Source organism: Joostella atrarenae (assembly GCF_021764745.1).
Taxonomy (GTDB): Bacteria; Bacteroidota; Bacteroidia; order Flavobacteriales; family Flavobacteriaceae; genus Galbibacter; species Galbibacter atrarenae.
The window spans coordinates 1-26,630 of record NZ_JAETXX010000001.1 but is presented as its reverse complement, the minus strand read 5'-3'; the positions used below and the strand labels follow the sequence as shown (position 1 = coordinate 26,630).

Sequence of the window (26,630 nt, the reverse complement as noted above, 5' to 3'; positions counted from 1 at the left end):
TATTTTATTTTTTATGAATATTCCTGCAGAATTAAAATACACAAAAGACCACGAATGGGTTAAGATCGAAGGTGATGTAGCAACAATTGGAGTTACAGATTTCGCACAAGGTGAACTAGGAGACATCGTTTATGTGGAGGTAGAAACTGTTGATGAAACATTAGAGAGAGAAGAGATTTTTGGTACAGTAGAAGCTGTAAAGACTGTTTCTGATCTATTTTTACCACTTTCAGGAGAGATTATAGAATTTAATGAGTCTCTTGAAGATGAGCCAGAAAAAGTAAATACAGATCCTTATGGAGAAGGATGGATGATAAAATTAAAAATATCTGACCCTTCTGAAGTTGCAGACTTAATGAGTGATGCTGATTATAAAGAACTTATTGGAGCTTAAAAAGGAGTATTACCTTTTTTTTGCTATTTCTTGGTTGATTTTAATAACGATAGCAAGCTTGATTTCTGTAGATTTAGTCAAAGAAGTTGAATCAGGAATCGAAGTTTCAGACAAATTAGTTCACGGTATATTTTATTTTATCAATACAATTTTGTTTTATTGTTATTTTAAAAAAGCAGGATTAAGAAATACAGTTATTAAAATTTCTTTATTTTCTTTTATTTATGGTATACTTATTGAAGTATTACAATATGTATTACCTTATGAGAGATCCTTTGATTTGAAAGATATTCTTGCGAATTCTATAGGAATTTTAACAGCTATCTTTTTGATAAGCTTTTGTTTAGCATCTAGATTGCGTTAAAAAGGGAAATTTTATTGGAAATAATGCAAATAAATAATTAAATTAGCAAACAAATAAATAGATTATGGAACCTAAAAAGAATCCTAAAGCTGATTTAACTCGTAATAGTGGACTATATTTTGCTATCGGGTTGGCTATAATTTCATTCCTTACTTGGAGAGCTATCGAGTGGAAGAAATATGATAAGGTAGAAGCTTTTAATTATACAATGGATGTAGATGAGCAGTTGGAGGAAGAAGTGCCTTTAACTGAACAAATAAAAACTCCACCACCTCCACCGCCACCAGCAGCACCTGAAGTAATTGAGGTTGTTGAAGATGAGGAAGAAGTAGAGGAGACAGTTATTGAGTCTACAGAAACGTCTCAAGAAGAAGAGATTGTTGAAGTTGAAGAGATTGTTGAGGTAGAAGAAGTAGTTGATGTAGATGTACCTTTTACAGTTATTGAAGACAAGCCAATGTTTGAGAACTGTAAAGGAGTTCCAAAAGCAGAGCAGTTTGCATGTTTTAAAGAGAACTTAGATAAGCACGTAAGAAAAACATTCCAATATCCTGATATGGCTCAAGAAATGGGTATTCAAGGTAGAGTGTATGTAAACTTCCGTATTAATAAAGATGGTTCTATTACTATCCTTAATACAAGAGCTCCGGACAAAAGTTTAGATGCTGAAGCAAGAAGAATTATTAATAAGTTACCTAAGTTGATTCCTGGTAAACAAAGAGGAAGACCAACACCAGTAACGTTTGCTTATCCAATTGTATTTAAATTAAACTAATACGTTTAATACAATATATTTTCAAAGCCTGAGTATTTTTACTCGGGCTTTTTTGTTTTTGGTACGTTTGTTGAATACTTTTTTGTTAGTAATTAATTTAAAACCAAAGCATTATGAAAGTATTTAAGAAAACAAAGTCAGAACAAGTTAGGGCTGAGCATGATTCTATAGCCTCAAAAAAGGATTTTAGGATTAAAGGTGGAGTTCTTCGTTTCCAATTGGGCTTATTATTGGCTTTAGCAGTATGTTATTTTTTGATTGAAACAGGCTTTGCTGTTCCAAGTCCCCAAGAATCGGTAGCCTCCTTAGTTTTGAATGAAGATGAGGTGTTTGTAGTGCCAAACTATGAAATTGAAAAAGTAAAAACTGTACCTAAGGAAAACAATACGCCTCAGAAATCAAAAATCACAGAAGAGATTAGCGTTGTCGAAGATGATGCTAAATTGAAAGCTAAAGATGAATTTTTAAATACTACTAAAGATGTTATGGAGGTTTCCGTAGATGATATTGTAGTTCCAGAACCAGTGGAAGATGTAGGTCCTATTTCTGTTAATAATGTTGAGTTTGTGCCTGTGTTTCCAGGATGTGAATCTCTAGAAACAAATGTTGAGCGTAGAGAGTGTATGAGTATGGAAATTAATGAAATTGTTAAAAGAAATTTTGATGCTTCAATCGCTTCCGATTATGGTTTAACGGGTCGACTTAGAATTGATGTTCAGTTTAAAATTGACAAACAAGGGCAAGTATCAGATGTTAAAGTTCGTGCTCCACATAAATCTTTAGAGAAAGAAGCGGCTCGTGTAACTAGATTGATTCCTCAGATGAAGCCCGGTATACAAGGGAATCGAGAAGTTGAGGTGTTGTTTACAAAGCCAATTATCTTTGTAGTAGAGTAATCATCTAAATCATTGCATAAAAACCTTTTGTGAGTTATCTTTGCAGCCGATTTAGAATGGATTGATGAAAACTACGTTGGATACAGCTACGAATACAAATTCACTTTCCCTGATTTTTGATGATTTTAAACAAATCACGAAAGCAGGACTATCTTTTAGTGTGGTTTTCTCCTCCATAGCAGGTTATTTGCTGGGAGCGGAGGTTTTTAGCTGGAAGATACTTTTACTATTGTCCTTTGGTGGTTATTGTATGGTAGGAGCTTCCAATGCCTTCAATCAACTCATAGAGAAAGATCTTGATGCGCTTATGAAGCGTACTCAAAATAGACCAATTCCTTCAGGAAGGATGTCTACTTCCGTAGCTTTTACTATTGCAATTGTATTTACCATTGTTGGAGTTACTGCTTTATATGTAGTAAATCCTAAAACGGCAATGTTTGGTGCGATTTCAATATTTTTATACACATGTATATATACGCCTTTAAAAACTAAAACGCCATTGGCTGTTTTTGTAGGTGCTTTTCCTGGGGCTATCCCTTTTATGTTAGGTTGGGTTGCTGCTACTAACGATTTTGGTATAGAGCCAGGTACGTTATTTATGATTCAATTTTTTTGGCAGTTTCCTCATTTTTGGGCTATTGGTTGGATGTTGGATGATGATTACAAGCGTGCAGGATTTAAAATGCTACCAACAGGAAAGAAAGATAAAGCTACGGCTATACAGATAATTATGTATACTATATGGATGATCCTGGCTTCTGTTTTTCCAGTTGCAGGATTAACGGGTAGATTGGTGCTTTCTGTTCCTGCAGCAATAATTATTTTTTTACTAGGAATAGGAATGCTTACTTTTGCATTCAGGTTATATCAGAGAAGAGACAATAAATCGGCAAGAGCATTGATGTTAGCTAGTGTTAGCTATATCACATTAATGCAAATTGTATATGTAGTAGATAAATTTTTAAGTTGATGGATTTAACTCAAGGGAGTAGCGAATTAAAGAATGCTAGAGCTAAGAAAATGATGCTTTGGTTTGGAATGATAAGTATTGCAATGATGTTTGCTGGGTTAACCAGTGCTTATGTTGTAAGTAAATCAAGGCCAGACTGGGTGTCAGCTATAGATATTCCAGTTGCTTTTGTTATTAGTACAATAGCGATTGTATTAAGTAGTGTGACTTTCTTCTTGGCAAAAAAAGCAGTCAACGATAATAAAAGAAGTGCTGCAACTGGACTTTTATTGACTACTTTAGGGCTAGGAATAGTGTTTGTAATATTTCAATTTCGTGGTTTTGCAGAAATCGTAGAAGCAGGATTTTATTTCACTGGAGTAGAGAGTACAATAACAACATCTTTCCTTTATGCGATCGTATTTTCGCATTTAGTGCACGTTTTTGGTGGTTTATTGGTGTTGATTGTAGTAATTTATAATCATTTTAAAGAAAAATACAAACCCGGTCAAACACTTGGTTTAGAGCTTGGTGCGATGTTTTGGCACTTTCTAGACTTTTTGTGGGTATATTTGATTTTATTTTTCTATTTCTTTAGATAAATAAAAAACGTAAATTTGAAAAATTTTAAAATAAGAATACTTTAACATTTATGGAAGCTACTGTTACAACAGGTTCTGAAGAAAAAGTTTGGGGCGGAGGCAACAAACCTCTTAACGCTAGTTATGGTAAGATGATGATGTGGTTTTTCATCGTATCAGATGCATTAACTTTTTCTGGATTTTTAGCCGCTTACGGTTTTTCTCGATACAAGTTTATCGAAACATGGCCAATCGCCGATGAAGTGTTTACTCACTTCCCATTTTTACATGGTGTAGATGCACCTATGTATTATGTGGCATTAATGACATTTATCCTTATATTTTCTTCTGTAACCATGGTGTTGGCAGTAGATGCAGGACACCAACTTAAAAAGACTAAAGTTATATGGTATATGTTTTTTACCATCATCGGGGGAGCAATATTTCTTGGTTCTCAAGCATGGGAGTGGAAAAACTTTATCAAAGGGGAATACGGAGCAGTAGAGCTTAGATCTGGAAGAATACTTCAGTTTTTAGATGCTACTACTGGAGAACGTGTTGCATTAGCAGATTTTGCAAAACCATTACATGGAGAGCGTAAAACGCAAGAATCTAATGAGGGGATCTGGTTTATGTCGGAAACAGCATTACCATCTTTCTCTGTTGCTGAAGTAAAAGCAGGTTTCGAAGCGAATAAAAATATAGTAGCAAGAACTGAAGTTTCTGATGAGAACGGAAAGAAAATTGTTCTTTCTCGTGATGAAACTGCAGAGCGCCTTGGGCAAGCTGCAATGGTAGTTGAGGGAGCTAACTTAGTTCACAACGAATATGGAAATAGATTGTTTGCAGATTTCTTCTTCTTTATTACTGGATTCCACGGTTTCCACGTATTATCTGGAGTTGTTATCAATATCATTATTTTTATAAACGTTATTCTAGGAACTTACGAAAGAAGAAAGAATTACGAAATGGTAGAAAAGGTTGGACTTTACTGGCACTTTGTAGATCTTGTTTGGGTATTCGTATTTACCTTCTTTTACCTTGTATAAATTATATAGTTAGAAAAAAATGGCACACGCACACGAATCAAATACAAAAAGAATTTGGGTAGTTTTCGGAATCATGTCCGTAATTACTATCGTAGAAGTTATATTAGGTATTATAAGACCTGCTGCTCTAGATACATATGTTGTAGGGATGAAGTTGCTTAACTGGATCTTTATTATTCTTACACTTGTTAAAGCATATTATATTGCTTGGGCATTTATGCACTTAGAAGGAGAGAAAGGAAGCTTTAGATGGTCTATAGTATTACCGTTATTAATCCTAATCCCTTATCTAATGTTTATATTATTAGTAGAAGGAAATTACATTCATGATGTCTATCAAGATGGCTTTGTGAGTTGGGATTTTTAATACTTTAACAATATTCATAAGGCGGTTTTTAACCGTCTTTTTTATTTTTACACTGTTTTTAATTATATCTTAAATGAAGAAGTATATTGTTCTTACAGTATTGTTTGTGCTTCCTATTGCTGTGTATCTTTTTTTTGCTTCTGGAGTTAATAATTTTGGCAAACTACCAATTCTTAATTCAGAAATAGAAGAAGTTAGCGGACTTGAAGATGCCGATGGATTAGGAGTTGAGTTTAAAGATAAAATTACCGTATTAGGTTTTTTAGGTGATAATGTAGAAGCTCATAAATTAAATGCTTTTAACCTTAATCAGAAAATATTTAAACGCTTTGGAGGTTTCACAGATTTTCAATTTGTTTTTTTATCTCCAAAAGGAAGCGAGCAAGATGTTGAGAATCTTAAAGTAGAACTTAAGTCTCTTACAGATATATCTAATTGGCATTTTGTATTTACTTCAGAAGAAAAAATAAAATCTGTTTTTAAAAGTCTTGAAACGCCGTTTTCTCTAAATGAAGAACTTTATAGTCCTTATGTTTTTATTGTTGATAAAGATGCTAGTTTACGTGGTAGATTAAAAGATGATCATACAGGTAGAAAACTCTATGGTTATGATGCTACTTCTGTTGCAGTGTTGAATAATAAAATGATAGACGATATAAAGGTGTTGTTAGCAGAATATCGACTAGCAGTAAAGAAAAATGGGGTTACAGAAAAAGACGCTTTCTTAAAGTATAATAAAGATGAAGAATAAGTCGTACATAGTAGTAGGGTTTGTAGTATTGGTTTTTGGAATTATTTTTATTCCTAAAATTATAGAACGTATACAAAATGGAACTGTAGTAGACACAGATAGACATGCTATTGGAGAAAAGAAAATGGAGGCTTCCGACTTACTCAAAATGGGAGAAGTGCCTTCTTTTGAGTTTGTAGATCAAAATGGAGCTACTATTACTAATAAAGATTATGAAGGGAAAGTCTATGTAGTTGAATTTTTCTTTACTACTTGTCCATCAATCTGCCCAGTTATGACTGAGAATATGGTGAAGCTTCAAAATCGATTTAAAAGAAATGATGACTTTGCGATCGCTTCTTTTACAATTAATCCAGATCATGATACGCCGGAGGTTTTAAAGGAATATGCAGATAAATATGAGATTACCAATCCTAATTGGCATTTAATGACAGGGGATTTAGATCAGGTATATAAGCTCTCTAATACTGGTTTTAATTTATATGCAGGTAAAAATGCAAATGTTAACGGAGGTTTTGAGCACTCAGGATTATTCGCTTTAATAGATAGAGATGGATACATTAGATCTAGACCTGATGATTTCGGGAATCCGATAGTGTATTATGATGGTACTACGGATGAAGGTGTTAAAATGATAGAACAGGATATTGCTATACTTCTAAAATAATAAGAATGGATTCTAATACTTCTCTTGAAAAAAAATATAATAAATGGATAGTTATCTTGTCGATAGTTATTCCTGTTGCTGTTGCAGCTCTTTTTGGGATAAAACTACCAAATGTAGAGCCGTTATCTTTTTTGCCACCAATATATGCTACTGTAAATGGTTTAACTGCAGTATTATTGGTAATTGCAGTGATTGCAATTAAGAATAAAAATGTTGTTTTACATGAACGTTTAATGAAAACCTGTATTGGTCTTTCCATTGCATTTTTAGTTATGTATGTGGCGTATCATATGACTTCAGATTCTACAGTGTTTGGGGGTGAAGGAGCTATAAAGTATGTTTATTATTTTATTTTAATAACACACATAATACTTTCTATTGCGATCATTCCTTTAGTATTAATCACATTTGTACGAGCATTATCTAAGCGTTTCGATAAGCACAGAAAGATAGCTAGAATAACATTTCCTCTGTGGTTATATGTAGCCGTTACTGGTGTTGTTGTTTACCTTATGATTTCTCCTTATTACAGTTAAAAGTCATTAAAATGAAAAGCATAAAATTTATATTAATAATTTTAGTTTTAGTGCTATTGCCAGACTTTCTTCAAGCGCAATGTGCAATGTGTCGTGCCGTTCTAGAAACTGGAGGTAACGAAGAAGTTGCTGAAGGTATTAATAACGGTATTGTTTATCTAATGGCTGTTCCATACATATTAATAGCTGTTATAGGTTTCTTTATTTTTAAGAGAATGAAGTAAATTATTTTATTCTGATAGTCAGTTGATTAATTTTTTTTCAAAAAAAGTTAATTATTTTGTAACAATTAGCGTTTATATAAGTCTTATTATCGTAAGAGTGATTTAACCAAGCTTATATTTTTGTATTTTCACTAATAATATTAGTGTGTTATTTAAGAAAACTAACCATCATGATCGAAATAAAAGACCTTCATAAGTCGTACCACATGGGTAGTAATTCCCTTCATGTGCTTAAAGGAATTAACTTTTCAGTAAAAGAAGGAGAATTGGTTGCTATAATGGGGTCTTCTGGATCTGGAAAATCTACATTACTTAATATCTTAGGAATGTTAGATAATCTGGATGAGGGAGAATATCTTTTGGATGGCGTTACAATTAGAGACCTTAGTGAAACCAAAGCGGCCAATTACCGTAACAAATTCTTAGGTTTTATTTTCCAATCTTTCAATTTAATAAATTATAAATCTGCTTGGGAAAATGTGGCACTTCCACTTTATTACCAAGGAGTAAATAGAAAAGTTAGAAAAGAGCGTGCCATAAAGCACCTCGAATCGGTTGGATTGGGACCTTGGGTAGATCATTTACCAAGTGAACTTTCTGGAGGACAAAAACAAAGGGTTGCCATAGCGAGAGCATTAGCGGCAGAACCAAAAGTAATGTTAGCCGATGAGCCAACAGGAGCTTTAGATAGTAAAACCTCTCATGAAGTGATGGATCTTATCCAGAAAATTAATGACGAAGGAAAGACTATTTTGGTAGTAACTCACGAAGATGATATTGCACATATGTGTAAGCGTATTGTTCATCTTAAAGATGGTGTTATAGTTGAAGATTCCTATGTAGAACAAGTAAGAGTTTCTCCGTATGTTCAGTAGAGATCTTTGGTCAGAAATATTCCACAGTATAAAAAGCAACAAGCTTAGAACTTTCTTAACTGGTTTTTCTGTCGCTTGGGGTATTTTTATTCTTGTGCTACTGCTAGCTTCTGTAGATGGCATGAAAAATGGCTTTACAAAGCAGTTTAATGACGATGCTACAAATTCAATATTTATATATCCAGGGACTACAACGAAACCTTACAAAGGGTTTGAAGCAGGGAGAAGGATTCAGTTTGAAAATGAAGACTTAGATTTTATAGCTAAAAGTTTCGAAGGGTATTACGAGTATATTACACCTAGATTTTCTAAGGGTGTAGAAGCAAGGTTCGGAAAGGAAACAGGGTCCTATTCTGTTCGCGGGGTAAATCCAGATCATCAAATAATAGAAAGAACGGTTATAGATCGTGGGCGATATATTAATGATAACGATATGCGCAACACGCTTAAGGTTGTGGTGATTGGTAAAGTTATTGCGCAAGAGTTATTTAAAGATACCGATCCAATAGGCGAAAATATAATCCTTAATAAGTTAGCTTATAAAGTAATTGGTATTTTTTCTGATGATGGGAACGAAAGAGAGGAACGTAATATGTATGCTCCTGTTACAACCATGCAAAGGCTTTATAGCAATACACAAGACATAGATCAGATTGCATTAACGTATAATCCTGAGTTTAATTTTGCTGAAGCGATAAATTTCTCAGATAATTTAGAACACGTATTAAAACGTAGATTAGTTATAGATCCAGAAGATCAAGGCGCGCTATATATGAATAATTATGCTGAAGGTTTTTCGGATGTTTCTAACTTCACAACAATGCTTTCTGCAATAAGTATCGGAATCGGAATGTTGATTCTAATCGCCGGGATTGTGGGGATAGGAAATATATTAGTTTTTATTATTAAAGAACGTACCAAAGAAATTGGGGTAAGAAAGGCGCTGGGAGCAAAACCATTTGATGTTATTAAATTGGTATTGCTGGAGTCTGTGTTTATTACTTCAATTTCTGGATTAATTGGGATGTTATTTGCAATGGCAGTTGTTGGAGTTATATCGCCAATTATAGATGCCCCTGCTTTTTCAAATCCATCAGTAGACACTGTAACTGTTGTAACTTCTACAATTGTATTAGTTGTAGCAGGATTATTAGCAGGATTAATACCTGCAATAAATGCAGCACGTGTAAAACCAATTGTAGCACTAAGAGCCGACTAACTATGGGAATATTTGATAGAGACCTTTGGACAGAAGTTTTTAGTACGCTAACTAAGAATATGTTGAGAACATTTCTCACCACTCTTGGGGTAATTTTTGCAATCGTAATCTTAATTCTTTTATTGGGTGCTACCAACGGAATGTCTAATGGATTCAATAAGATTTTTGCTGGTACAGCTACCAATAGTATGTTTATGTGGACCCAAAACACATCTATGGCATACAAAGGGTTTGAACGTGGTAGACCGATAGATTTTACTTTAGAAGATGTTGATCTTATTAAAAAGCAAGTTAGCGAAGTAGATATTATAGCGCCGAGAATTCAACTTGGAGATTTTGGTGGTACAGCAACAGTTATTCGTAACGGTAGAACTAGTGGTTCTGGAGTTTATGGAGATTATCCTAGCATAGATTTAGTTTCAAAAAAGCGAATTGTTGAAGGTCGATTTATCAACCATAACGATATTGAAGAATCTAAAAAAGTCTGTGTTATAGGTGTAGATGCCTATAAATTACTGTTCGATAAAGGGGAAAAAGCAATAGGGAAATCAGTTAAAATAAATGGAATATACTTTTCTGTTGTTGGGATTTATAAGAAGAACGATAACATAAATTTCGAAGGCGAGAATTCAATTTTTGTACCGTTTACAACTTTTCAAAAGGCTTTTAATAGCGGAAATAAAATAGGCTGGATGGCTATTTTGGTAGACCCTGATAAAGAGGTTGCTGTAGCTGAAAATAAAATTAAAACAATTTTAAAAAGAAAATATAGTATTCATCCTGACGATATTAGAGCGATTGGATCTTTCGATTTCTCAGAGATATTCAAAGGGATTAGTGCATTTACATTTGTACTGCAAGGGTTTTCCTTTTTCGTTGGAATATTCACATTGCTAGCGGGAGTAATCGCAGTTAGTAATATCCTGCTGATTACAGTAAAAGAGCGAACAAATGAGATTGGAGTAAGGAGAGCTTTAGGAGCAACTCCTAAGATTATAAAAAGACAAATTATATTAGAATCTATTGTACTTACAACCTTTGCTGGTTTAGTAGGTTTTGTTATATCGGTAGCAGCGTTGCATTTTTTAGATTATAAGTTTGGAAATTCAGATGAGTTTCCTTTCGTAAATCCAACGGTGAGTATCCCACAAATTCTATTTTCATTTATATTGATGATTTCATTGAGTGTGTTAATAGGATTGATACCAGCAAATAGAGCTGTGAAGATAAAACCAATAGAAGCATTAAGAGAAGAATAACTAAACAACCATGAATGAGCATAAATAATCAAAGTACAGCCTGTAAAAAGAAGTAGTTCGGTTATTGTGTAAATTCCTAAATATGAGAGAATCTTGATTTTTTCAATTTAGGTAAATTAAAAATTTTAATAAGATGAAAAAGATTTTAAAGTACGTTTTAATTGGAATAGGAGTGGTTCTTGTTCTATATGCAGTTGCTAGAATTTTAAAAACAAATAGCAAGCCTGCTGTTACTTTTGATACCGCAACGGCAACCGAAGAGACTATTACAAATAGAGTAGTCGCTACTGGAAAGGTTATTCCAGAGGATGAAGTATTGATAAAACCACAAATATCTGGTATTATCGAATCTATTCATGTGGAAGAGGGTGATAAACTTAAATCTGGAGATCTTATTGCTAAAATTAAAGTTGTTCCAAATGAGCAATCTTTAGTGAGCGCTAGGGGGCGTGTTAGTAATGCAGAGTTCACTTTGAATAATGCGAAAATAGAATATGATAGAAATAAAAAGCTTTTTGATAAAGGAGTAGTTGCTAGTCAAGATTTCTTAGCTGTAGAATTACAATACAATCAGGCTAAGCAAGATCTTCAAAATGCTAAAAACGATTATCAAATTATTAAAGTTGGTTCTTCAGGAGGTTCTGCTACGGCAAATACAAATATTCGTGCTACAGTAGAAGGTACAGTTTTAGAGATTCCAGTAAAAGAAGGAGATCAGGTTATTGAAGCTAATAACTTCAACGACGGTACATCTATTGCAACTATTGCAGATATGTCGAAAATGATTTTTGAAGGACAAGTAGATGAAGCAGAAGTTGATAAATTAGAAATGGGAATGCCAATCTCTATTAATTTAGGAGCTGTTCAAGACAAAGAGTTCGATGCTAAATTAAAATTTATCGCTCCAAAAGGAGTTGAAGATCAAGGAGCAGTTCAGTTTACAATAAAAGCTGATTTATCTTTACCATCAGATGTGTTCATAAGAGCTGGTTATAGTGCTAATGCGTCTATCATTTTAGATAAAAAAGAAAAAGTATTAGCTATAAAAGAGGCATTACTTCAGTTTGATAAAGAAACAGAAAAACCATACGTAGAAGTGGTGACTGGAGAGAATGAATATGAGCGTCACGATTTAGAATTGGGAGTTTCGGATGGAATTAATGTAGAAGTTTTATCTGGAATTACTAAAGACGATAAGATTAAAGTCTGGAATAAGACAGAGCCTATGGAAGATGAGAAAAAGGGAGATAGCTAATTAATACTGAAAATTAAAAATGCGCTTTATGAAATTTAAATTATTGATTTTAGCATTAACATGTTCGGTTTTTGCGTTTGCTCAAGAAAAGAAGATTTGGACACTTGAAGAATGTGTAAGATATGCTGAAGAGAATAACTTAAGCATTCAACAGGCAGAATTAAATATCGAAAGTGTAAAGATTGATAAATCTGATGCGATTGGGAATTTTATTCCGAGTTTGAATGCTCAGGCCTCTGCTTCTTCAAGCACTGGATATTCTGTAGATCCAACAACGAATAGTTTTGTGAACCAGAAGTTCTTTAATGTAACGCCATCCGTATCGTCTTCTTTGACTTTATTTGATGGTTTAAGAAACTTTCATACGCTTAACAGAGCGAAGTTAAATGCTATAGCAACACAATACCAATCTGACGATATAAGAGATGATATTAGACTAGCAGTTGCAAATGCATACCTTCAGATACTATCTAATAGAGAAACACTTAATGTTTTAAATGCACAATATAGATCTACTCAACAGGATTTGGAAAGAACGAATGAGTTGGTAGAAAATGGGGTTCTGCCAAAAGGAGATCTTTTAGAAATTCAAGCTACAGCAGCTACGCAGGAGCAACAAATTGTAAATGCTGAAAATAGTGTGCTTATATCTAGAATTAGTTTGGCACAATTGCTTCAAATCACCGATTATGAAAACTTTGACGTGGTAGATGAAGGGTATGTGATTCCAGATGATGCTGTTTTAAAAATTACTCCAAAAGAGATTTATGAAAAAGCACTTACGTTTAGAAATGATATAAAAGCTTCTGAAGCGAATGTAGATTTAGCAACTAAAGATTTGCAAATTGCTAAAGCGTCAAGATATCCTTCTTTAAATGCTTTTTTTCAATACAACACTAGGTATTCTGATAATGCTACATATCCAGCGAGTTTAGATCCCGTTACAGGAGATTTTATTGCAGGACCTTCTATTTCGTTTAAAGACCAATTGTGGTTACAAGATGGATTCTCTTATGGGTTACAACTAAATATTCCTATTCTGAATAACTTTAGTGTAAAGAATAATATAAAGAGAAGTCAGATAGATATTCAGAGAGCAGAATTACAGCTCCAACAAGATAAATTGAATTTAGAAACAGACGTTAACCAAGCTTTTGTAGACGTTAAGGGTGCTTATAAAAACTATGAGGCGGCTGGGAAAACTGTTGAGGCAAGACGTTTGTCTTACGATTATGCTAAAGAACGTTATAACGTTGGGTTAATGAATAGTTTTGATTTTAGTCAGGCGCAAGCTAGGCTGGATGATTCTGAGGCAACACTTATCCAGGCAAAATATGATTTTATCTTCCGTTTAAAGGTGCTTAAATTTTATTACGGAATTCCTTTGGAAGAATGGTAAGATTGCAGGTACTTTTGCATTATGGCGATAATATTAAATTTAGAGACAGCCACTACCAATTGTTCTGTTAGTATTAGTAGTGATGATAAAGTAATAGCGTTAAAAGAAATTAACGACAAGGGGTATTCCCATGCTGAAAATTTACATGTTTTTATAAAAGAAGCGTTACTTGACGCTTCTTTGTTATTTTCAGATATCGATGCTATAGCCGTAAGTATGGGGCCAGGTTCTTACACTGGATTACGAATCGGTGTTTCTGCTGCCAAAGGCCTATGTTATGCGTTAGATATACCATTAATTGCTGTACCTACATTGTCTGTATTAGCGCTGCAAGCTGCTACAGATGGTTGTGTAATATCTCTTTTAGATGCACGTAGAATGGAAGTCTATGCAGCTGTTTTTAAAGGGAAACAACAAATAAGAGAAACCAAAGCCGAAATTATAGATGAACATTCATTTTCCGATTATTTATCGGAAGGAGAGGTTCGCTTTATTGGTGATGGGGCTGCAAAATGTAAAGATGTTATTAAGAATGTAAATGCCATATTTACAACAGATGTAAACTTTCCATCGGCTAAAGAGCTGGCTTTTTTGGCAAATGAAAAGTACAAAAAAGGCGACTTTGAAGATGTCGCCTATTTTGAACCTTATTATTTGAAAGATTTTGTAACTACAAAACCTAAAAATTAAGCTTGTTTCTGAATCTCTACTTGATGTGGGTAAGGAATTTCAATACCTTCAGCATCAAATCTATTTTTCATTTCTTCTAAAACGTACCAACGGCAAGCCCAGAAATCGCCATTTGTAGCCCAATATCTTAATGATAAGTTTACAGAGCTATCTGCTAATTCGGCAACCATTACTTCTGGTGCAGGGTGTTTTAATACTTTATCATTAGATTTAACAATATCTAATAGAATTTCTTTAGCCTTTTTGATGTCAGAATCATAGCTTATTCCTGCGGTGATGTTCTCTCTACGTGTACTTTCTGCACTGTAGTTAACGATGTTTTCGTTAGATAATTTACCATTAGGGATAATAGCTTGTTGATTTCCGAAAGTATTCAATACAGTATTGATAATACCAATTTCTTTTACCGTGCCAGAAAGTCCTTGTGCTTCGATAAAATCTCCTACTTTGAAAGGTTTGAAGATTAGTATAAGCACACCTCCAGCAAAATTAGATAGAGAACCTTGAAGGGCTAAACCAACAGCTAAACCAGCAGAGGCAATAATTGCGGCAAAAGAAGTTGTTTCGATCCCTAAAGTTCCTAATATTACTATTATTAATAAGATCTTAAACGCCCAATAAAGTAGATTAGCTAAAAACTCCCTTAAGCTAAGGTCGTAATTTCTTCTCTCCATTATTTTTCTAATCAACTTTAATACACGACCAAATATAAAAGAACCTATGATCCATATTAAAATAGCCATGATTACTTTTGGCGCATATGCTACTGCAACTTCCATTCCTTGTTCAAACCACTTTTCTGTTTCCATATAATTTTAATTTTTTCAAAATTAGAACCTATAAAATTAAATCGAAAGAATTTTACAAGTTTTATTACGTATTTTCTCATAAAATTTTCCAAATAAAAAGCTGTTTTAATGGTGTTTAATCATTAAAAACAGCTTTTATATGTTTTATAGAAGGTTTTTTAATCTATTTCGAATGTAATTTTTACGTTTACTCTAAAGTTGGCAATATCACCATTATTTACGGTAACACTTTGCTCGTTTATATAAACAGATTTAATATTTTTCACCGACTTAGATGCTTTTTTTACTGCGTTTCTTGCGGCATCTTCCCAGCTTTTCTCTGAACTTGCTAGTACTTCTATTACTTTTAAAACTGACATAATGTTGTGTTTTTTATGATTAATAATTCATCTTCTTAAAGATAGCTTTTTTTATTCGATTTTGAAATTTATACGCTTCTAACTATTGCTATTTTAGAGAGTTATTAATTTCAAAGTAATATTTTGGTAACTTTAAATTAACCTTGTTTTTAATTTCTTAGTAGACTTTTGCTGTTAGTTAACAGTACGTATGGAGCAGTTTTATATTTTAATGTTGGGAGCCCTTTTTGTTTTGGCTATAGTAGATTTAACGGTAGGAGTTAGTAATGATGCAGTCAATTTTTTAAACTCTGCTGTTGGTTCTAAAGCAGCTTCTTTAAAAACAATACTTATTATAGCAAGCATTGGAGTAGCGGTGGGTGCTATCTTTTCTTCTGGGTTGATGGAAGTTGCTAGGAAAGGGATATTTAATCCAGGGGAGTTTTATTTTGATGAGATCATGATCATTTTTATGGCGGTCATGATAACAGATATATTGCTTTTAGATTTGTTTAATTCGCTGGCACTGCCAACTTCTACTACGGTATCTATAGTTTTTGAACTTCTTGGAGCTTCTGTAGCAATTTCATTTATAAAAATTTTTAAAGCAGACCATTCTATTTCCGAAATCGCCAATTATATAAATGGAGATAAGGCGATAGAAATTATTTTTGGAATACTACTATCTGTAGTGATAGCCTTTACTGTCGGTGCGATTGTACAATGGTTGGCGAGATTCATTTTTTCTTTCCATTATCAAAAGCGAATAAAATATGTAGGAGGTATTTTTGGAGGGATTGCAATTACATCGATTGTATATTTTATTCTTATCAAAGGGATTAAGGGCGTTGCTGTGATACCACAATCTTTTATGGATTTTGTAGATGGTAATAAGTCACTTATTGTATTGGTATGTTTGGTTTTTTTCACGGTATTATCTCAGGTGATTGTTAATTATACCAAAATTAATCTCTTGAAAATTATAATCCTGATAGGGACTTTCGGTCTGGCGTTAGCTTTTGCAGGGAACGATTTAGTAAACTTTATTGGAGTTCCTATTGCAGCCTATCAATCTTATGAAATATGGCAAGGTGCATACCAGGCAACGGGGGTTCTTCCAAGTGAGTTTGCTATGGGCAGTCTTTCGGGTAAAGTTGCAACACCAGCTTATATGTTGGTTATAGCAGGATTAATTATGGTAATTACTTTATGGCTTTCTAAAAAGGCACGTTCTGTAATGTATACAGAAATTAATTTGGCAAGAAGTAACGAGGGGTCAGAACGATTTCAGCCTAATTATCTATCCCGATTAATTGTTAGGTCTTCCGTTAACGCAAATAGGTTTTTAAAAACTTTATTGCCAGAAAGTATTCAAGATGGAATAGAAAGAAGGTTTTCTAAGCCGCAAGAAAAACGATCTTCAGATAATAACAACGACCCTGCTTTTGATATGGTTAGAGCGTCTGTAAACTTGATGGTTGCAAGTATATTAATTTCTGTAGCAACGTCTTTAAAGTTGCCGCTTTCTACTACGTATGTTTCATTTATGGTAGCAATGGGGTCTTCTCTTTCAGACAAAGCTTGGGGTAGAGAGAGCGCTGTGTATAGGGTGGCAGGTGTTTTTAATGTTATTGGCGGTTGGTTTATTACAGCGATTGTAGCTTTTATTGCAGCTGCCTTATTTGCTACTATTATTTATTACGGGAAGGGTGTTGCTTTGGTGGCGTTATTAATAATTGCTGCTTTATTGCTTATCCGTAGCTTTTTGGCATATCGTAAATCAGAAAAGGAAAAAGAAGAATTAGTAAAAGTAGATCGGACATCACTAATAACTATTAATGAAATTATTACAGATAGCTCGGAAACAATTTCTAAGGTTATAAGGAGAACAGACAAGGTGTATACTGATGTAGTAGATAATTTAGGACTTCAAGACTTAAGTAAACTGAAAAAATCTAAGAAGCAACTTGTAAAGTTAGAAGGGGAAGTTGATACTTTAAAGAGTGATATCTTTTATTTTATTAAATCTTTAGATGAAAACTCGGTTGCAGCCAGTAAGTTTTATATTCTGACCTTAGATTACTTGCAAGACATGGTTCAGTCTATTGGTTACATTGCTAAGAACAGCTATTCTCACGTTAATAACAATCATAAAAACTTAAAGTTTAATCAGATTCGAGATTTAAAGAGGATTGCAGATAAGTTAGCAGTACTTTTTGAAAGGACTAAAGTAGACTTAGATGGGAGTACTTTTGAAGATATTGGTGCTATTATTGAAGATCAGAAAGAATTATTAGACAGTGTAAGTGGATTAATTCAGAAGCAAATAGATAGAATTAGAAGTACGGAAACGAGTCCAAAGAATACTAAATTATATTTTAGTTTATTACTAGAAACAAAAGATCTTATAACTGCCACAATTAATCTACTGACTCTATTTAAAGATTTTTACGACGATTTTAAGCGAATAAAATAATAATAAGTTGCTATGAAAGAGAGAAGCTATCTAAAAAAACAAGTGATGTTGTTTATAGATAGCTTCCTTATTATTGTTACTCCCTAATGCTTTTGCTAGCAATTTGGAGAATGGGTTTATCCGTTAATGGCAACCACTTCGTTTACTTTTCCTTCTAACATGCTTTTAAGCATTGTTTCGATTCCATTTTTTAATGTAAATGTAGAAGATGGACAACCGCTACAAGCTCCTTGTAAAATAACATTTACAGTTTTAGTGTCTTCTTCATAAGATTGGAAAAGAATATTACCACCGTCACTAGCTACAGCAGGTTTAACATATTCTTCAAGAATATCTATAATCTGCTTAGAAGTATCATCAAGGTTAGAAGTGTCTATTCCTTTATTATTGTTCTGTGGAGTAGCTTCAGTAGTAGCGTTACTCGTTTTCTGTTGCGCTCCTTCCGCTATAATTTCTTTTCCTTCTTCAATATGTAAACGGATGTATTCTCTTAATTCGATTACAATATCATCCCATTCAGCAATATCATATTTTATAACTGAGATATAGTTTTCATCAATAAAAACCTCTTTTACAAAAGGAAAATGAAAAAGTCCAGTAGCTAGAGGAGAGTCTTTAGCTTCTTCGATATTTTTAAACTCGTATGTAGCTAATGCTAATTTTTTATTCGAAACAAATTTTAAGGCAGCAGGGTTTGGTGTACTTTCTGCATAAACGGTAACTGGAACTTTAGAAGGTGTTGTGTCATCTTCTATAATAATAGGCTCTCCAGAGTTTAAATAATTTTCAATTTGTGCTGCAACTTCATCTTGCACATCTGGCCATGCTACAATATCGTATCGTTCTATGGCAACAAAGTTCCCAGAGATGTATACTGTTTTTGTAAAAGGCAGGTAAAAAAGTTGTTTTGCAAGCGGTGAGTTTTTTGCTTCGTCCACATTTTTAAACTCATAATTTTGTTTACGAGTTAAAAACTTATTGGCTTCAAACTTTATTATAGCAGGTTTGTTTGTTGTCTGTATATGTATTTTATAAGGCTCCATTTTCATCTAATTTCAGGCAAAATTACGAAACATATGTCATTTATCGATATCTTTGATTGATAACCTACTAATATTAAACAAACCCCATGTGTGATTTTAAGAGCTTATTTGCTTTTGTGTTATTCTTTATATCGTTATCCTCTTATGCTCAAGAAGGTATTCCTGTTTATTTTGATTATTTGTCAGATAATTATTACATAATCCATCCGTCTATGGCTGGTGTTAGTGAGGGAGGAAAAGTGCGATTAACAGCAAGAAAACAATGGTTTGATGTGGAGAATGCTCCAGCACTACAAACACTAAGTGCACATCTTCGTGTGGGAGAAAAAAGTGGGGTAGGTGCTATTCTCTTTAATGATAGCAATGGGTATCACTCTCAATCGGGGATGAAGCTTACCTATGCACATCATATAAAACTTTCGGAATATCGAGATGGCGTTAATCAATTATCTTTTGGAATTAATGTAGGTTTTCTTCAGAGTAGGCTAGATGAATCCGAGTTTTTATCAGGGGGATCAGCTTCAGACCCAATAATTACTGGGGCTAGTAATAATGTTAGTTATTTTAATGTAGATGCAGGAATGTCTTATAATTTTCTTGAATTCTATGCTCATTTCACGGTTAAGAATCTGCTTGGAAGTGGGAGAGATCTTTATTCCGTAGAAGAAATTGATAATCTAAGACGTTATTTATTCTCTGCCGGGTATGTTTTTGGAAAATCACAATGGCAATTTGAACCTTCATTTTTATTTCAGTTTTCAGAATATACAGAAGAATCTACCATAGATTTAAATGGTAAGATTTATAGAGAAATGAATTTCGGGCAAATTTGGGGAGGTCTTTCTTACAGAAGAAGTTTTGATGGAGCAGAATATGAAATACCAGGAGCTTCAGGGGCGCAGAGGCTTCAATTGTTTACTCCATTTATTGGTGTGAACCTTAATAAGTTTATGTTCTCATATAATTATTCTTATCAGAAGGGAGATTTAAGATTTGACGATGGAGGTTTTCATCAAATAACAATTGGCTATAACTTTTTACAAGGTAAATCGCGTTACAATTGTAAGTGCCCTGCCGTTAATTACTAAACTAAAATTACCTTTGTAAAAAATATATAGGAGATGATTGTTAAAGAAGTAAACGGTAAAAGTCCAGTATTTGGAACTGATATTTTTATAGCTGAAAATGCTACTATTGTTGGCGATGTAGTATTTGGAGATTATTGTAGTGTATGGTTTAATGCTGTTTTAAGAGGCGATGTTAATTATATAAAAATAGGAGATAAAGTAAATATTCAAGACGGAGCAGTAGTTCATTGCACTTACCAAAAGTATCCTACAATTATTGGAAATAACGTTTCCATTGGTCATAATGCGATAGTGCACGGATGTACCATAAAAGACAATGTGCTTATAGGTATGGGGAGCATTGTGATGGATAATTGTGTGGTAGAAAGCAACTCTATTATTGCAGCTGGAGCAGTGGTGACGCAACATACTCATGTAGAAGCTAATGCTATATATGCTGGTGTTCCTGCTAAAAAGGTTAAGGAAATAAGCGAAGATTTAAGTAAGAATGAGATAGAAAGAATTGCAAATAGCTATGTGAAGTATGCTTCTTGGTATAAGGAAGATTAAAGTACTTGAAAAAATAAAGTTTATTAATACAGTAAGAATATAGAGAATCTACAAGGGCTATCTTTTACTTCGTTCTAAGATTTACTTCCTTTAAATATAATTTCTATTTTTGCTGACAACCCATAAAATAAAAAAATAGTATGAATGCATATATATTCCCTGGTCAAGGGGCACAATTTGTAGGAATGGGACTCGATTTATACGAGAATTCCGATTTAGCAAAGCAAATGTTTGAAGAGGCAAATGATATCTTAGGATTTAGAATTACAGATATTATGTTCCAAGGAACAGCAGAAGACCTAAAACAAACAAAAGTAACACAGCCAGCTATCTTTTTACATTCTGTAATATTAAGTAAAGTATTGGGAGAAAGTTTTAAGCCAGCAATGGTTGCAGGGCATTCTTTAGGAGAACTTTCTGCTTTAGTAGCAAATGGCGTATTGAGTTTTCAAGATGGATTAAAACTTGTTTCTCGTAGAGCATTGGCAATGCAGAAAGCATGTGAAATCACACCAGGAACCATGGCTGCAGTTTTAGGATTAGCAGATGAGGTTGTGGAAGACGCTTGTAAAGAAATTGAAGGTGTTGTAGTACCTGCAAATTATAACTGCCCAGGGCAACTTGTGATTTCTGGAGAAGTGGAAGCTATAAATAAAGCTTGTGAGGTCTTAAAAGAAAAGGGAGCGCGTAGAGCATTGGTATTGCCAGTAGGAGGTGCATTTCATTCACCTTTAATGGATCCAGCAAAAGAAGAATTGGCAGCAGCAATAGAGCAAACTACATTTAATAAACCAATCTGTCCTGTTTACCAAAACGTATCTACAACAGCAGTTGAAGATCCAGAGGAAATTAAAAAGAACTTAATAGCACAACTTACAGCTCCAGTAAAATGGACGCAAAGTGTAGAGAATATGGTAGCAGATGGTGCATTACTATTTACAGAAGTAGGACCAGGAAAAGTGTTGCAAGGTTTAGTGAAAAAAATCCATAGAGAAGCAGAAGTAGCCTCTGCTTAATCTATTAAAATCCAATAAATAATGTGTTTTTTGGCGTTAACAGCGGTTTAACAAGTTGCGTTAAATTTCTCCAAAGAGACGTCGGAAAATACATTATTATCGTATATTAGAGTATAACCATAAAACTTAAATATATGTTACGTTGGACAATCATTTTTTTAATAGTAGCAGTTATAGCCGGTGTATTTGGTTTTGGAGGAATCTCTGAAGCTTCAGCGGGAATTGCTAAAATACTTTTCTTTATTTTCTTGGTATTATTCTTAATATCTTTAATAGGTAGAATAGCGAAGAAGTAAATAACAAATAATAATAAACCATTAAAACTAAACAACATGAAAAAGATTTTTTTAACCCTTGCATTAGTATTCACTCTAGGAGCTTTCACAACAAGCTGTAAAGAGAAAAAAGACACCCCAGCAGAACAAGTTGAAGAAGCTGTAGATGACGCTGGAGATAAAATTGAAGAAGGTGCTGAAGAAGTAGAAGATGAAATTGATGATATGACAGACGATAACTAATATCCTGTTATAGCAATTATATAAAGGCTGCCTGAAAACTCTCAATCTATTAAGATTTAGTTTTTCAGGCAGCTTTATTTTATGGTGCTTATAAGGTTAGCCCGATATTGAAGCTAATACATAAAATAAAAAATAGAGGGGGTATGTCGTAGGGGCCTTACCCCATACAGCTACCCCCTAGAGGGGTGTTGAGATGGGTTTTAACCATTAAATTAATACTTATAAGCGATAGTATGAGGCTTTTTTGCCACTTGCTATCGCTTTTTGGTGTCTCAAGATGGGCAAGACCCCTTAAAGAGAGGGGTAAATGGGGGTGCATATAGGGGTCGGGGTGGCAAAATAGGGGTGATTGGCCATAAAACGACCCAAATAATGTCTTCTGTAGTCGCTATAAGGGGTGATGTGCCTCTTAAAGGGCATATGGCATGACCTCTGTGGTTTTAATTTGATAAATGGAGAAATAAAAAAAACCTCTAAAATCAACAGATTTCAGAGGTTTTAAGTACTCGAGGTGGGAGTACTATTTATTTTAAACTATCTTAAATCCTTTTAAATCAACTTATCTAGTATTATATGCGTTTATGCGTATTATTTTAAATGCATTTAATTCAACTTTTATTTAATAAAGTATCCCTATTTGTATCCCCTTTTGTATATTTATGTCAAATTTAATTTATATGAAAGCTTCATTTCATTTAAGAACGGATAAGTTTGATAAAGAAGGTTTGGCACCTGTGCGGACATTAATATCTGCAAGTGGGTTCAAGATATTCAAAGCTGTTCCAGGGGTAAAGAGTAATAAAAAACATTGGAATGAAAGGACTGAAAGGATTAAACCTTCCAAAAAGACTGAACCTTATAATTATGCAGTAGAATACAACTTAAAAATTGATGAGTTTGCTGAGAAGCTTCGTAAGCTGCAAAGATATATTCTACTTAACGATATTACTCCCACAAAAGATTTTATTACTAGTAAGCTTAAGGATGGTGTAAATATAAATCTAGGAAAGGAGTTTTGGAGTTCATTTGAAGAATTCATTGAGACTAGTAGAACTACTAAAGTAGAAAGGACCATAAAATCATATACTACTACTAAAAACTTCCTTAAAGACTTCGAGGAGAATACAGGTTATAAATTATATTTTGAGACCATCACTCGAGAGTTTTTTGAAAGAATAAGGGATTATACTTTTCTTGAAAGAAAAAATAAAAACAGCTACTTAGCTTTTCTTATTAAAACCTTGAAAACATTTATGACATGGGCTCATGAGAGAGAGTATCATGATAATTTACAATACAAGAAGTTTAGAGCTAAAGAAGATGAAACAGAAGTGATATATCTTACAATGGATGAATTGCTAGCTTTGTATAATCATAAGTTTAGATCTAAAAAATATGAGCACGTTAGGGATACGTATTGTTTCGGATGTTTTACGGGATTAAGATTTTCTGATATAAAACAATTGCGACCATCCAATATCTTCGATGATTATATCAAAATAAACATCCAAAAAACTAAAGTGAAAGATCATATAGTTCCTTTAAATGATTACTCGAGAGCTATTCTAAAGAAATATAAGGATACAATCTACGAGCCCTTACCAGTAATTTCTGGACAGAAATTTAATAAGTATATTAAAGAGTGTTGTGAAAAAGTTGAAATTAATAAAAAGATTACTATTACCCGATATGTTGGGCAAGAACGGGTAGATACTACAGAACCTAAACATAAATTTATTACTAGTCATACAGCAAGAAAAACTTTTGCTACTAACAGTTTGATTCTTGGGATGAAAGAAATGGTGGTAAGAAATATTACTGGTCATAAAGGAGTTTCTTTTAATCGTTATGTTAAAATAGCCGAAGATTTTAAACAAAGTGAGATGGATAATACCTGGAATAAAATTTAGAAAGATGATAAAAAACTGGATAAATAAAAACCTTGGGCTTTTAAATTTAGCATTTATTTTTCTGTTTGCCGCTTTATGGATAGTTGTAGATAATAATGACATAATGTTTCAACTAGCTATGCTTAGTGGAATTCTATTCTGTTTTGTGGGCTTTATCACTTTAAGCTTCCAAAGCTATTCGAAATACTTTAAACCTACAGATATCGAAGAGGTTAAATCTAGAAGTGAAAGAAAAATAATTTTAAAGATATCCCCAAAAGCCTTGTTGGCTACAATGATTGATTTTTTCGAAAGAAATGATGTGGTGTTAAATAATGATAAAGAAAATCGAATTAGACGATTCATAATAAATGTATTCGATTTTAATTCAAAGTATAGTTTTTCTAGCTCAGCTGAAGGAACTATAAACTTTCTGAATTTTGAGGCAAGGGAGAAATTATGCTATTTAATCATGCTTTTGAAAAATAGTAATTCAATTGAGTATAAAAGTTTGAGGGAGATATACTTAGCTCTTATCAATGAATTGAAAGAATCAAATCCTGAAAATATAGGACTTGGAAAAGTTACTATGAAGAATCTCTTCTACGAAATTAATAAGAACCCCCAATTATTAAAATCTATTCCTAAACAAATTGGATACTCCTCATATTCTTTCTTTAAGTCTACGCTACAGAATACAAAATAATTGATTTAAAATAAAAATTTATCTCTCGAACATCTCACAAATACTAGGGTTTTGCCATGCAACTTAACTTGTATGGCTTGTCATCTTGTTATTTAACCCAAACTTTGTTCATGTTAAACTTAAATATGTTTAAATATGAGCAACGTTTTATTTTATACCCACAATAAAGAAGATCTAAAGAGGGTCGTAAAAATGGTTTTAGATGAAATGCTAAAAACAGAAACCATTTCTAATTCTCCTATAAATCCCGAAGAAGATCGTTTAACTCAAAAAGAGGCTGCAAAGTTTCTTGGAGTTTCGATAACTACCATTATAAGTTGGAAAAGAAAGGGTAAAGTTCCATATTACGAGATTGGTCGATCAGTATTCTACAGTAAATCCGAGTTATTAAAAATAGCTCGAAAAAATCCTCATTTAGTAAAACCAAGTAGAAGGTAATTATTCAATTATGAATAATATAAAAAATAACCTGAAAAGTGGGTTTACCGTAATCCCTAATAACCTAATTCGAGATAAAGAGATATCAGATAGGGCACGCTTATTATTTATTTATATGGCGAGTCAAAGTGATGACTGGAAATTTTATAATCATGGGTTAGCCAAAGCGATGGGGTATTCAATTGAAACCCTAAGAAAATATTTGAATGAATTAGTTGATTCTGGATGGATTACTAAAATGGAGCAGGAGCGAAAAGGGGGACAATTTGGGGCAAACTGTTATGTTATAAATGATCAACCTGTCCAAGTTTCACCGTGCAGGAAAAATATCGACACGGTAAAAAACCGAGACGGAAAAAGTCTGACACATAAGAATAAAAAGCCTTATAGAATAAAAAATAACATAAATAAAAATTCTTTAAAAAGAGATTCAAAATTTCAGTTTAACGCAAACCCAAGAAAGCCATGAAAAATTCATTAGGTCAACGAGTAAAAATTCAAATGGGATTAGATACAGAGGATGAAAGAAAAAAAAGAGTTGCGCGAGAAAAAAAAGAGAACGCCTCGATACATGAGTATTTTGATCGCATTCATGCTCAGAATAAAAAGAAACGAAAACCAGGAATCTCTACAGATCAGTTTAAGTCTCTTTTTTGGAAAGAAGATAAAGAATATTTCCACCGTTTGAACCGGCCATTTGTTGTAGATGAGAATAATAAACATGTGCTTGATTTGATATGCAAATACTTTGCAAATGACCCAGAGTTTGAAACTCAATGCAAAGGAGAATTAAGAAAGGGGCTTTTGATATATGGACCATGTGGAACTGGAAAAAGCAGTTTGTTTGATATCGTTCAAAATATAAGTCGAAAATATAACCTTATGCAGTTTTGGTTTACCAATACTTCGGTTCATAATGTGGTAGCACAATATAATCTTGAAGGTGAGTATGTGGTTGAAAAATATGCAAAAGGAAAAGTTCACTTTGATGATTTAGGTACTGAAAAGCTGGCGAATTCTTGGGGAGTTAAAGAGAAACTCATGGGGAGGATTTTAGAACTTAGATATAATGAGTTTAAACGTAAGGGGACTAGAACTTTTTTAACGACAAATTTATCTCTGTATGATTTAAAAAAGTTTTATGGGGAAGGTGCCGAAGATTCTAGAAATAGGATTTTAAGTAGGTTGTATGAGATGTTTAATATGATACCCTTAGAAGGAGAGGATCGCCGCTTTTAATTAAGACATTCTTCTTGGAAAAGGAGTCAACGAAGTATATCAAGCCGAAGTTGGTACAGGGTACCATCTTTCAGCTTGCTCTATGAAGTTAAATATCTGATATATAAGGAGCATCAAAACATATTACATTAAAGATTTCCGTGTTTAGAGAGGGAGCAAGGTGTGTTTTTGTATTACAAAAACCTTTAAAATAACATTTTAAAGACCTTGCTTTTACTTATCAGTAAAAGAGTTCAGAACCTCCAAAGTCGCTTCATAAAAATAGATTAGC

General features: G+C 33.3%; 32 protein-coding genes. 29 read left to right on the top strand and 3 right to left on the bottom strand.

Features of this window, described 5'->3' with window-relative positions:
• Window positions 1-13 precede the first annotated feature (13 nt).
• The 18 genes from gcvH (at window position 14) to tsaB (ending at window position 14,250) form a co-directional block, all read left to right on the top strand.
• Complete coding sequence (gene gcvH / locus JM658_RS00160; RefSeq protein WP_236957204.1) at window positions 14-394, top strand: glycine cleavage system protein GcvH; 381 nt, start codon at window positions 14-16, stop codon at window positions 392-394.
• Complete coding sequence (locus tag JM658_RS00155; protein ID WP_236957203.1) at window positions 384-758, top strand: VanZ family protein; 375 nt, start codon at window positions 384-386, stop codon at window positions 756-758. The genes gcvH and JM658_RS00155 overlap by 11 nt, the downstream gene beginning before the upstream one ends.
• A 64-nt stretch (window positions 759-822) precedes the next feature.
• Window positions 823-1,533 (top strand): energy transducer TonB, encoded by a 711-nt coding sequence (locus tag JM658_RS00150; RefSeq protein WP_236957202.1) that lies wholly within the window; start codon window positions 823-825, stop codon window positions 1,531-1,533.
• A gap of 113 nt (window positions 1,534-1,646) precedes the next feature.
• Window positions 1,647-2,429 carry an energy transducer TonB gene (locus JM658_RS00145; RefSeq protein WP_236957201.1) on the top strand — a complete coding sequence of 261 codons (783 nt, stop codon included), beginning with the start codon at window positions 1,647-1,649 and terminating at the stop codon, window positions 2,427-2,429.
• Window positions 2,430-2,493: 64 nt separating this feature from the next.
• The gene (gene cyoE, locus JM658_RS00140) at window positions 2,494-3,399 is read left to right on the top strand and encodes a heme o synthase (protein WP_236957200.1); all 906 of its coding nucleotides are present in this window, start codon (window positions 2,494-2,496) and stop codon (window positions 3,397-3,399) included.
• Window positions 3,399-3,980 carry a cytochrome c oxidase subunit 3 gene (locus JM658_RS00135; RefSeq protein WP_236957199.1) on the top strand — a complete coding sequence of 194 codons (582 nt, stop codon included), beginning with the start codon at window positions 3,399-3,401 and terminating at the stop codon, window positions 3,978-3,980. Before cyoE ends, JM658_RS00135 begins: the two co-directional genes overlap by 1 nt.
• Window positions 3,981-4,030: 50 nt before the next feature.
• A complete protein-coding gene (locus JM658_RS00130; RefSeq protein WP_236957198.1) occupies window positions 4,031-5,008 on the top strand; it encodes a cytochrome c oxidase subunit 3 in 978 nt (325 codons plus the stop codon).
• A 19-nt stretch (window positions 5,009-5,027) separates the two neighbouring features.
• The gene (locus JM658_RS00125; protein ID WP_236957197.1) at window positions 5,028-5,375 is read left to right on the top strand and encodes a cytochrome C oxidase subunit IV family protein; all 348 of its coding nucleotides are present in this window, start codon (window positions 5,028-5,030) and stop codon (window positions 5,373-5,375) included.
• 73 nt (window positions 5,376-5,448) lie between these two features.
• Entirely contained in the window at window positions 5,449-6,126 is a 678-nt protein-coding gene (locus JM658_RS00120; protein WP_236957196.1) for a hypothetical protein, read from the top strand.
• A complete protein-coding gene (locus JM658_RS00115; RefSeq protein WP_236957195.1) occupies window positions 6,116-6,793 on the top strand; it encodes an SCO family protein in 678 nt (225 codons plus the stop codon). Before JM658_RS00120 ends, JM658_RS00115 begins: the two co-directional genes overlap by 11 nt.
• Window positions 6,794-6,798: 5 nt before the next feature.
• Window positions 6,799-7,329, top strand: coding sequence for a DUF420 domain-containing protein (locus JM658_RS00110; RefSeq protein ID WP_236957194.1), 531 nt, complete (start codon window positions 6,799-6,801; stop codon window positions 7,327-7,329).
• Between the two features lie 11 nt (window positions 7,330-7,340).
• Window positions 7,341-7,553 carry a hypothetical protein gene (locus tag JM658_RS00105; protein WP_236957193.1) on the top strand — a complete coding sequence of 71 codons (213 nt, stop codon included), beginning with the start codon at window positions 7,341-7,343 and terminating at the stop codon, window positions 7,551-7,553.
• A gap of 170 nt (window positions 7,554-7,723) precedes the next feature.
• Window positions 7,724-8,428: an ABC transporter ATP-binding protein gene (locus JM658_RS00100; protein ID WP_236957192.1), complete on the top strand. Its 705-nt coding sequence runs from the start codon at window positions 7,724-7,726 to the stop codon at window positions 8,426-8,428.
• Window positions 8,418-9,647, top strand: coding sequence for an ABC transporter permease (locus JM658_RS00095; RefSeq protein WP_236957191.1), 1,230 nt, complete (start codon window positions 8,418-8,420; stop codon window positions 9,645-9,647). The genes JM658_RS00100 and JM658_RS00095 overlap by 11 nt, the downstream gene beginning before the upstream one ends.
• 2 nt (window positions 9,648-9,649) lie before the next feature.
• The gene (locus JM658_RS00090; RefSeq protein WP_236957190.1) at window positions 9,650-10,906 is read left to right on the top strand and encodes an ABC transporter permease; all 1,257 of its coding nucleotides are present in this window, start codon (window positions 9,650-9,652) and stop codon (window positions 10,904-10,906) included.
• Between the two features lie 133 nt (window positions 10,907-11,039).
• Window positions 11,040-12,161 (top strand): efflux RND transporter periplasmic adaptor subunit, encoded by a 1,122-nt coding sequence (locus JM658_RS00085; protein ID WP_236957189.1) that lies wholly within the window; start codon window positions 11,040-11,042, stop codon window positions 12,159-12,161.
• Between the two features lie 28 nt (window positions 12,162-12,189).
• Window positions 12,190-13,560 (top strand): TolC family protein, encoded by a 1,371-nt coding sequence (locus JM658_RS00080; RefSeq protein WP_236957188.1) that lies wholly within the window; start codon window positions 12,190-12,192, stop codon window positions 13,558-13,560.
• A 21-nt stretch (window positions 13,561-13,581) separates the two neighbouring features.
• Entirely contained in the window at window positions 13,582-14,250 is a 669-nt protein-coding gene (tsaB, locus tag JM658_RS00075; protein WP_236957187.1) for a tRNA (adenosine(37)-N6)-threonylcarbamoyltransferase complex dimerization subunit type 1 TsaB, read from the top strand.
• Here the strand turns inward: tsaB and JM658_RS00070 are convergent.
• Window positions 14,247-15,059, bottom strand: a complete 813-nt coding sequence (locus tag JM658_RS00070; protein ID WP_236957186.1) for a mechanosensitive ion channel family protein — start codon at window positions 15,057-15,059, stop codon at window positions 14,247-14,249. The genes tsaB and JM658_RS00070 overlap by 4 nt on opposite strands.
• Before the next feature lie 158 nt (window positions 15,060-15,217).
• Complete coding sequence (locus JM658_RS00065) at window positions 15,218-15,418, bottom strand: dodecin family protein (protein WP_236957185.1); 201 nt, start codon at window positions 15,416-15,418, stop codon at window positions 15,218-15,220.
• A 190-nt stretch (window positions 15,419-15,608) separates the two neighbouring features.
• Between JM658_RS00065 and JM658_RS00060 the strand changes: the two genes are divergently transcribed.
• Window positions 15,609-17,873, top strand: a complete 2,265-nt coding sequence (locus JM658_RS00060) for an inorganic phosphate transporter (RefSeq protein ID WP_236957184.1) — start codon at window positions 15,609-15,611, stop codon at window positions 17,871-17,873.
• A 116-nt stretch (window positions 17,874-17,989) separates the two neighbouring features.
• Here JM658_RS00060 and JM658_RS00055 read toward each other — a convergent pair whose 3' ends face one another.
• Window positions 17,990-18,916: a NifU family protein gene (locus JM658_RS00055; protein ID WP_236957183.1), complete on the bottom strand. Its 927-nt coding sequence runs from the start codon at window positions 18,914-18,916 to the stop codon at window positions 17,990-17,992.
• 86 nt (window positions 18,917-19,002) lie between these two features.
• Here JM658_RS00055 and JM658_RS00050 point away from each other — a divergent pair, with 86 nt between their 5' ends.
• The 10 genes from JM658_RS00050 to JM658_RS00005 all read left to right on the top strand — a co-directional run bounded on the left by JM658_RS00050 (window position 19,003) and on the right by JM658_RS00005 (window position 26,359).
• Window positions 19,003-20,004 (top strand): PorP/SprF family type IX secretion system membrane protein, encoded by a 1,002-nt coding sequence (locus JM658_RS00050; RefSeq protein WP_236957182.1) that lies wholly within the window; start codon window positions 19,003-19,005, stop codon window positions 20,002-20,004.
• 33 nt (window positions 20,005-20,037) lie between these two features.
• Window positions 20,038-20,553, top strand: coding sequence for a gamma carbonic anhydrase family protein (locus JM658_RS00045; protein WP_236957180.1), 516 nt, complete (start codon window positions 20,038-20,040; stop codon window positions 20,551-20,553).
• Between the two features lie 140 nt (window positions 20,554-20,693).
• Window positions 20,694-21,569 carry an ACP S-malonyltransferase gene (fabD, locus tag JM658_RS00040; protein WP_236957178.1) on the top strand — a complete coding sequence of 292 codons (876 nt, stop codon included), beginning with the start codon at window positions 20,694-20,696 and terminating at the stop codon, window positions 21,567-21,569.
• Window positions 21,570-21,703: 134 nt separating this feature from the next.
• A complete protein-coding gene (locus JM658_RS00035) occupies window positions 21,704-21,865 on the top strand; it encodes a DUF1328 domain-containing protein (RefSeq protein ID WP_236957177.1) in 162 nt (53 codons plus the stop codon).
• 36 nt (window positions 21,866-21,901) lie between these two features.
• Window positions 21,902-22,087 (top strand): hypothetical protein, encoded by a 186-nt coding sequence (locus JM658_RS00030; RefSeq protein WP_236957175.1) that lies wholly within the window; start codon window positions 21,902-21,904, stop codon window positions 22,085-22,087.
• Window positions 22,088-22,764: 677 nt separating this feature from the next.
• Window positions 22,765-23,997 (top strand): site-specific integrase, encoded by a 1,233-nt coding sequence (locus JM658_RS00025; RefSeq protein WP_236957173.1) that lies wholly within the window; start codon window positions 22,765-22,767, stop codon window positions 23,995-23,997.
• Entirely contained in the window at window positions 23,966-24,682 is a 717-nt protein-coding gene (locus JM658_RS00020; protein ID WP_236957171.1) for a hypothetical protein, read from the top strand. The genes JM658_RS00025 and JM658_RS00020 overlap by 32 nt, the downstream gene beginning before the upstream one ends.
• Before the next feature lie 135 nt (window positions 24,683-24,817).
• Window positions 24,818-25,120, top strand: coding sequence for a helix-turn-helix domain-containing protein (locus tag JM658_RS00015; RefSeq protein WP_236957170.1), 303 nt, complete (start codon window positions 24,818-24,820; stop codon window positions 25,118-25,120).
• 10 nt (window positions 25,121-25,130) lie between these two features.
• Window positions 25,131-25,589, top strand: a complete 459-nt coding sequence (locus JM658_RS00010) for a helix-turn-helix domain-containing protein (RefSeq protein ID WP_236957168.1) — start codon at window positions 25,131-25,133, stop codon at window positions 25,587-25,589.
• The gene (locus JM658_RS00005; protein WP_236957166.1) at window positions 25,586-26,359 is read left to right on the top strand and encodes a P-loop NTPase family protein; all 774 of its coding nucleotides are present in this window, start codon (window positions 25,586-25,588) and stop codon (window positions 26,357-26,359) included. Before JM658_RS00010 ends, JM658_RS00005 begins: the two co-directional genes overlap by 4 nt.
• Window positions 26,360-26,630 lie beyond the last annotated feature (271 nt).

What these genes read in the sequence shown, in the direction of transcription:
- JM658_RS00145 (WP_236957201.1), top strand. Translation starts at nt 1,647, where the DNA reads ATGAAAGTATTTAAGAAAACAAAGTCAGAACAAGTTAGGGCTGAGCAT.
- JM658_RS00100 (WP_236957192.1), top strand. Translation starts at nt 7,724, where the DNA reads ATGATCGAAATAAAAGACCTTCATAAGTCGTACCACATGGGTAGTAAT.
- JM658_RS00150 (WP_236957202.1), top strand. Translation starts at nt 823, where the DNA reads ATGGAACCTAAAAAGAATCCTAAAGCTGATTTAACTCGTAATAGTGGA.
- JM658_RS00010 (WP_236957168.1), top strand. Translation starts at nt 25,131, where the DNA reads ATGAATAATATAAAAAATAACCTGAAAAGTGGGTTTACCGTAATCCCT.
- JM658_RS00025 (WP_236957173.1), top strand. Translation starts at nt 22,765, where the DNA reads ATGAAAGCTTCATTTCATTTAAGAACGGATAAGTTTGATAAAGAAGGT.
- JM658_RS00005 (WP_236957166.1), top strand. Translation starts at nt 25,586, where the DNA reads ATGAAAAATTCATTAGGTCAACGAGTAAAAATTCAAATGGGATTAGAT.
- cyoE (WP_236957200.1), top strand. Translation starts at nt 2,494, where the DNA reads ATGAAAACTACGTTGGATACAGCTACGAATACAAATTCACTTTCCCTG.
- JM658_RS00115 (WP_236957195.1), top strand. Translation starts at nt 6,116, where the DNA reads ATGAAGAATAAGTCGTACATAGTAGTAGGGTTTGTAGTATTGGTTTTT.
- JM658_RS00080 (WP_236957188.1), top strand. Translation starts at nt 12,190, where the DNA reads ATGAAATTTAAATTATTGATTTTAGCATTAACATGTTCGGTTTTTGCG.
- JM658_RS00135 (WP_236957199.1), top strand. Translation starts at nt 3,399, where the DNA reads ATGGATTTAACTCAAGGGAGTAGCGAATTAAAGAATGCTAGAGCTAAG.
- JM658_RS00130 (WP_236957198.1), top strand. Translation starts at nt 4,031, where the DNA reads ATGGAAGCTACTGTTACAACAGGTTCTGAAGAAAAAGTTTGGGGCGGA.
- JM658_RS00045 (WP_236957180.1), top strand. Translation starts at nt 20,038, where the DNA reads ATGATTGTTAAAGAAGTAAACGGTAAAAGTCCAGTATTTGGAACTGAT.
- JM658_RS00125 (WP_236957197.1), top strand. Translation starts at nt 5,028, where the DNA reads ATGGCACACGCACACGAATCAAATACAAAAAGAATTTGGGTAGTTTTC.
- JM658_RS00085 (WP_236957189.1), top strand. Translation starts at nt 11,040, where the DNA reads ATGAAAAAGATTTTAAAGTACGTTTTAATTGGAATAGGAGTGGTTCTT.
- JM658_RS00035 (WP_236957177.1), top strand. Translation starts at nt 21,704, where the DNA reads ATGTTACGTTGGACAATCATTTTTTTAATAGTAGCAGTTATAGCCGGT.
- gcvH (WP_236957204.1), top strand. Translation starts at nt 14, where the DNA reads ATGAATATTCCTGCAGAATTAAAATACACAAAAGACCACGAATGGGTT.
- JM658_RS00110 (WP_236957194.1), top strand. Translation starts at nt 6,799, where the DNA reads ATGGATTCTAATACTTCTCTTGAAAAAAAATATAATAAATGGATAGTT.
- JM658_RS00060 (WP_236957184.1), top strand. Translation starts at nt 15,609, where the DNA reads ATGGAGCAGTTTTATATTTTAATGTTGGGAGCCCTTTTTGTTTTGGCT.
- JM658_RS00065 (WP_236957185.1), bottom strand. Translation starts at nt 15,418, where the DNA reads ATGTCAGTTTTAAAAGTAATAGAAGTACTAGCAAGTTCAGAGAAAAGC.
- JM658_RS00105 (WP_236957193.1), top strand. Translation starts at nt 7,341, where the DNA reads ATGAAAAGCATAAAATTTATATTAATAATTTTAGTTTTAGTGCTATTG.
- JM658_RS00050 (WP_236957182.1), top strand. Translation starts at nt 19,003, where the DNA reads ATGTGTGATTTTAAGAGCTTATTTGCTTTTGTGTTATTCTTTATATCG.
- JM658_RS00015 (WP_236957170.1), top strand. Translation starts at nt 24,818, where the DNA reads ATGAGCAACGTTTTATTTTATACCCACAATAAAGAAGATCTAAAGAGG.
- tsaB (WP_236957187.1), top strand. Translation starts at nt 13,582, where the DNA reads ATGGCGATAATATTAAATTTAGAGACAGCCACTACCAATTGTTCTGTT.
- JM658_RS00030 (WP_236957175.1), top strand. Translation starts at nt 21,902, where the DNA reads ATGAAAAAGATTTTTTTAACCCTTGCATTAGTATTCACTCTAGGAGCT.
- JM658_RS00095 (WP_236957191.1), top strand. Translation starts at nt 8,418, where the DNA reads ATGTTCAGTAGAGATCTTTGGTCAGAAATATTCCACAGTATAAAAAGC.
- JM658_RS00070 (WP_236957186.1), bottom strand. Translation starts at nt 15,059, where the DNA reads ATGGAAACAGAAAAGTGGTTTGAACAAGGAATGGAAGTTGCAGTAGCA.
- JM658_RS00120 (WP_236957196.1), top strand. Translation starts at nt 5,449, where the DNA reads ATGAAGAAGTATATTGTTCTTACAGTATTGTTTGTGCTTCCTATTGCT.
- JM658_RS00090 (WP_236957190.1), top strand. Translation starts at nt 9,650, where the DNA reads ATGGGAATATTTGATAGAGACCTTTGGACAGAAGTTTTTAGTACGCTA.
- fabD (WP_236957178.1), top strand. Translation starts at nt 20,694, where the DNA reads ATGAATGCATATATATTCCCTGGTCAAGGGGCACAATTTGTAGGAATG.
- JM658_RS00055 (WP_236957183.1), bottom strand. Translation starts at nt 18,916, where the DNA reads ATGGAGCCTTATAAAATACATATACAGACAACAAACAAACCTGCTATA.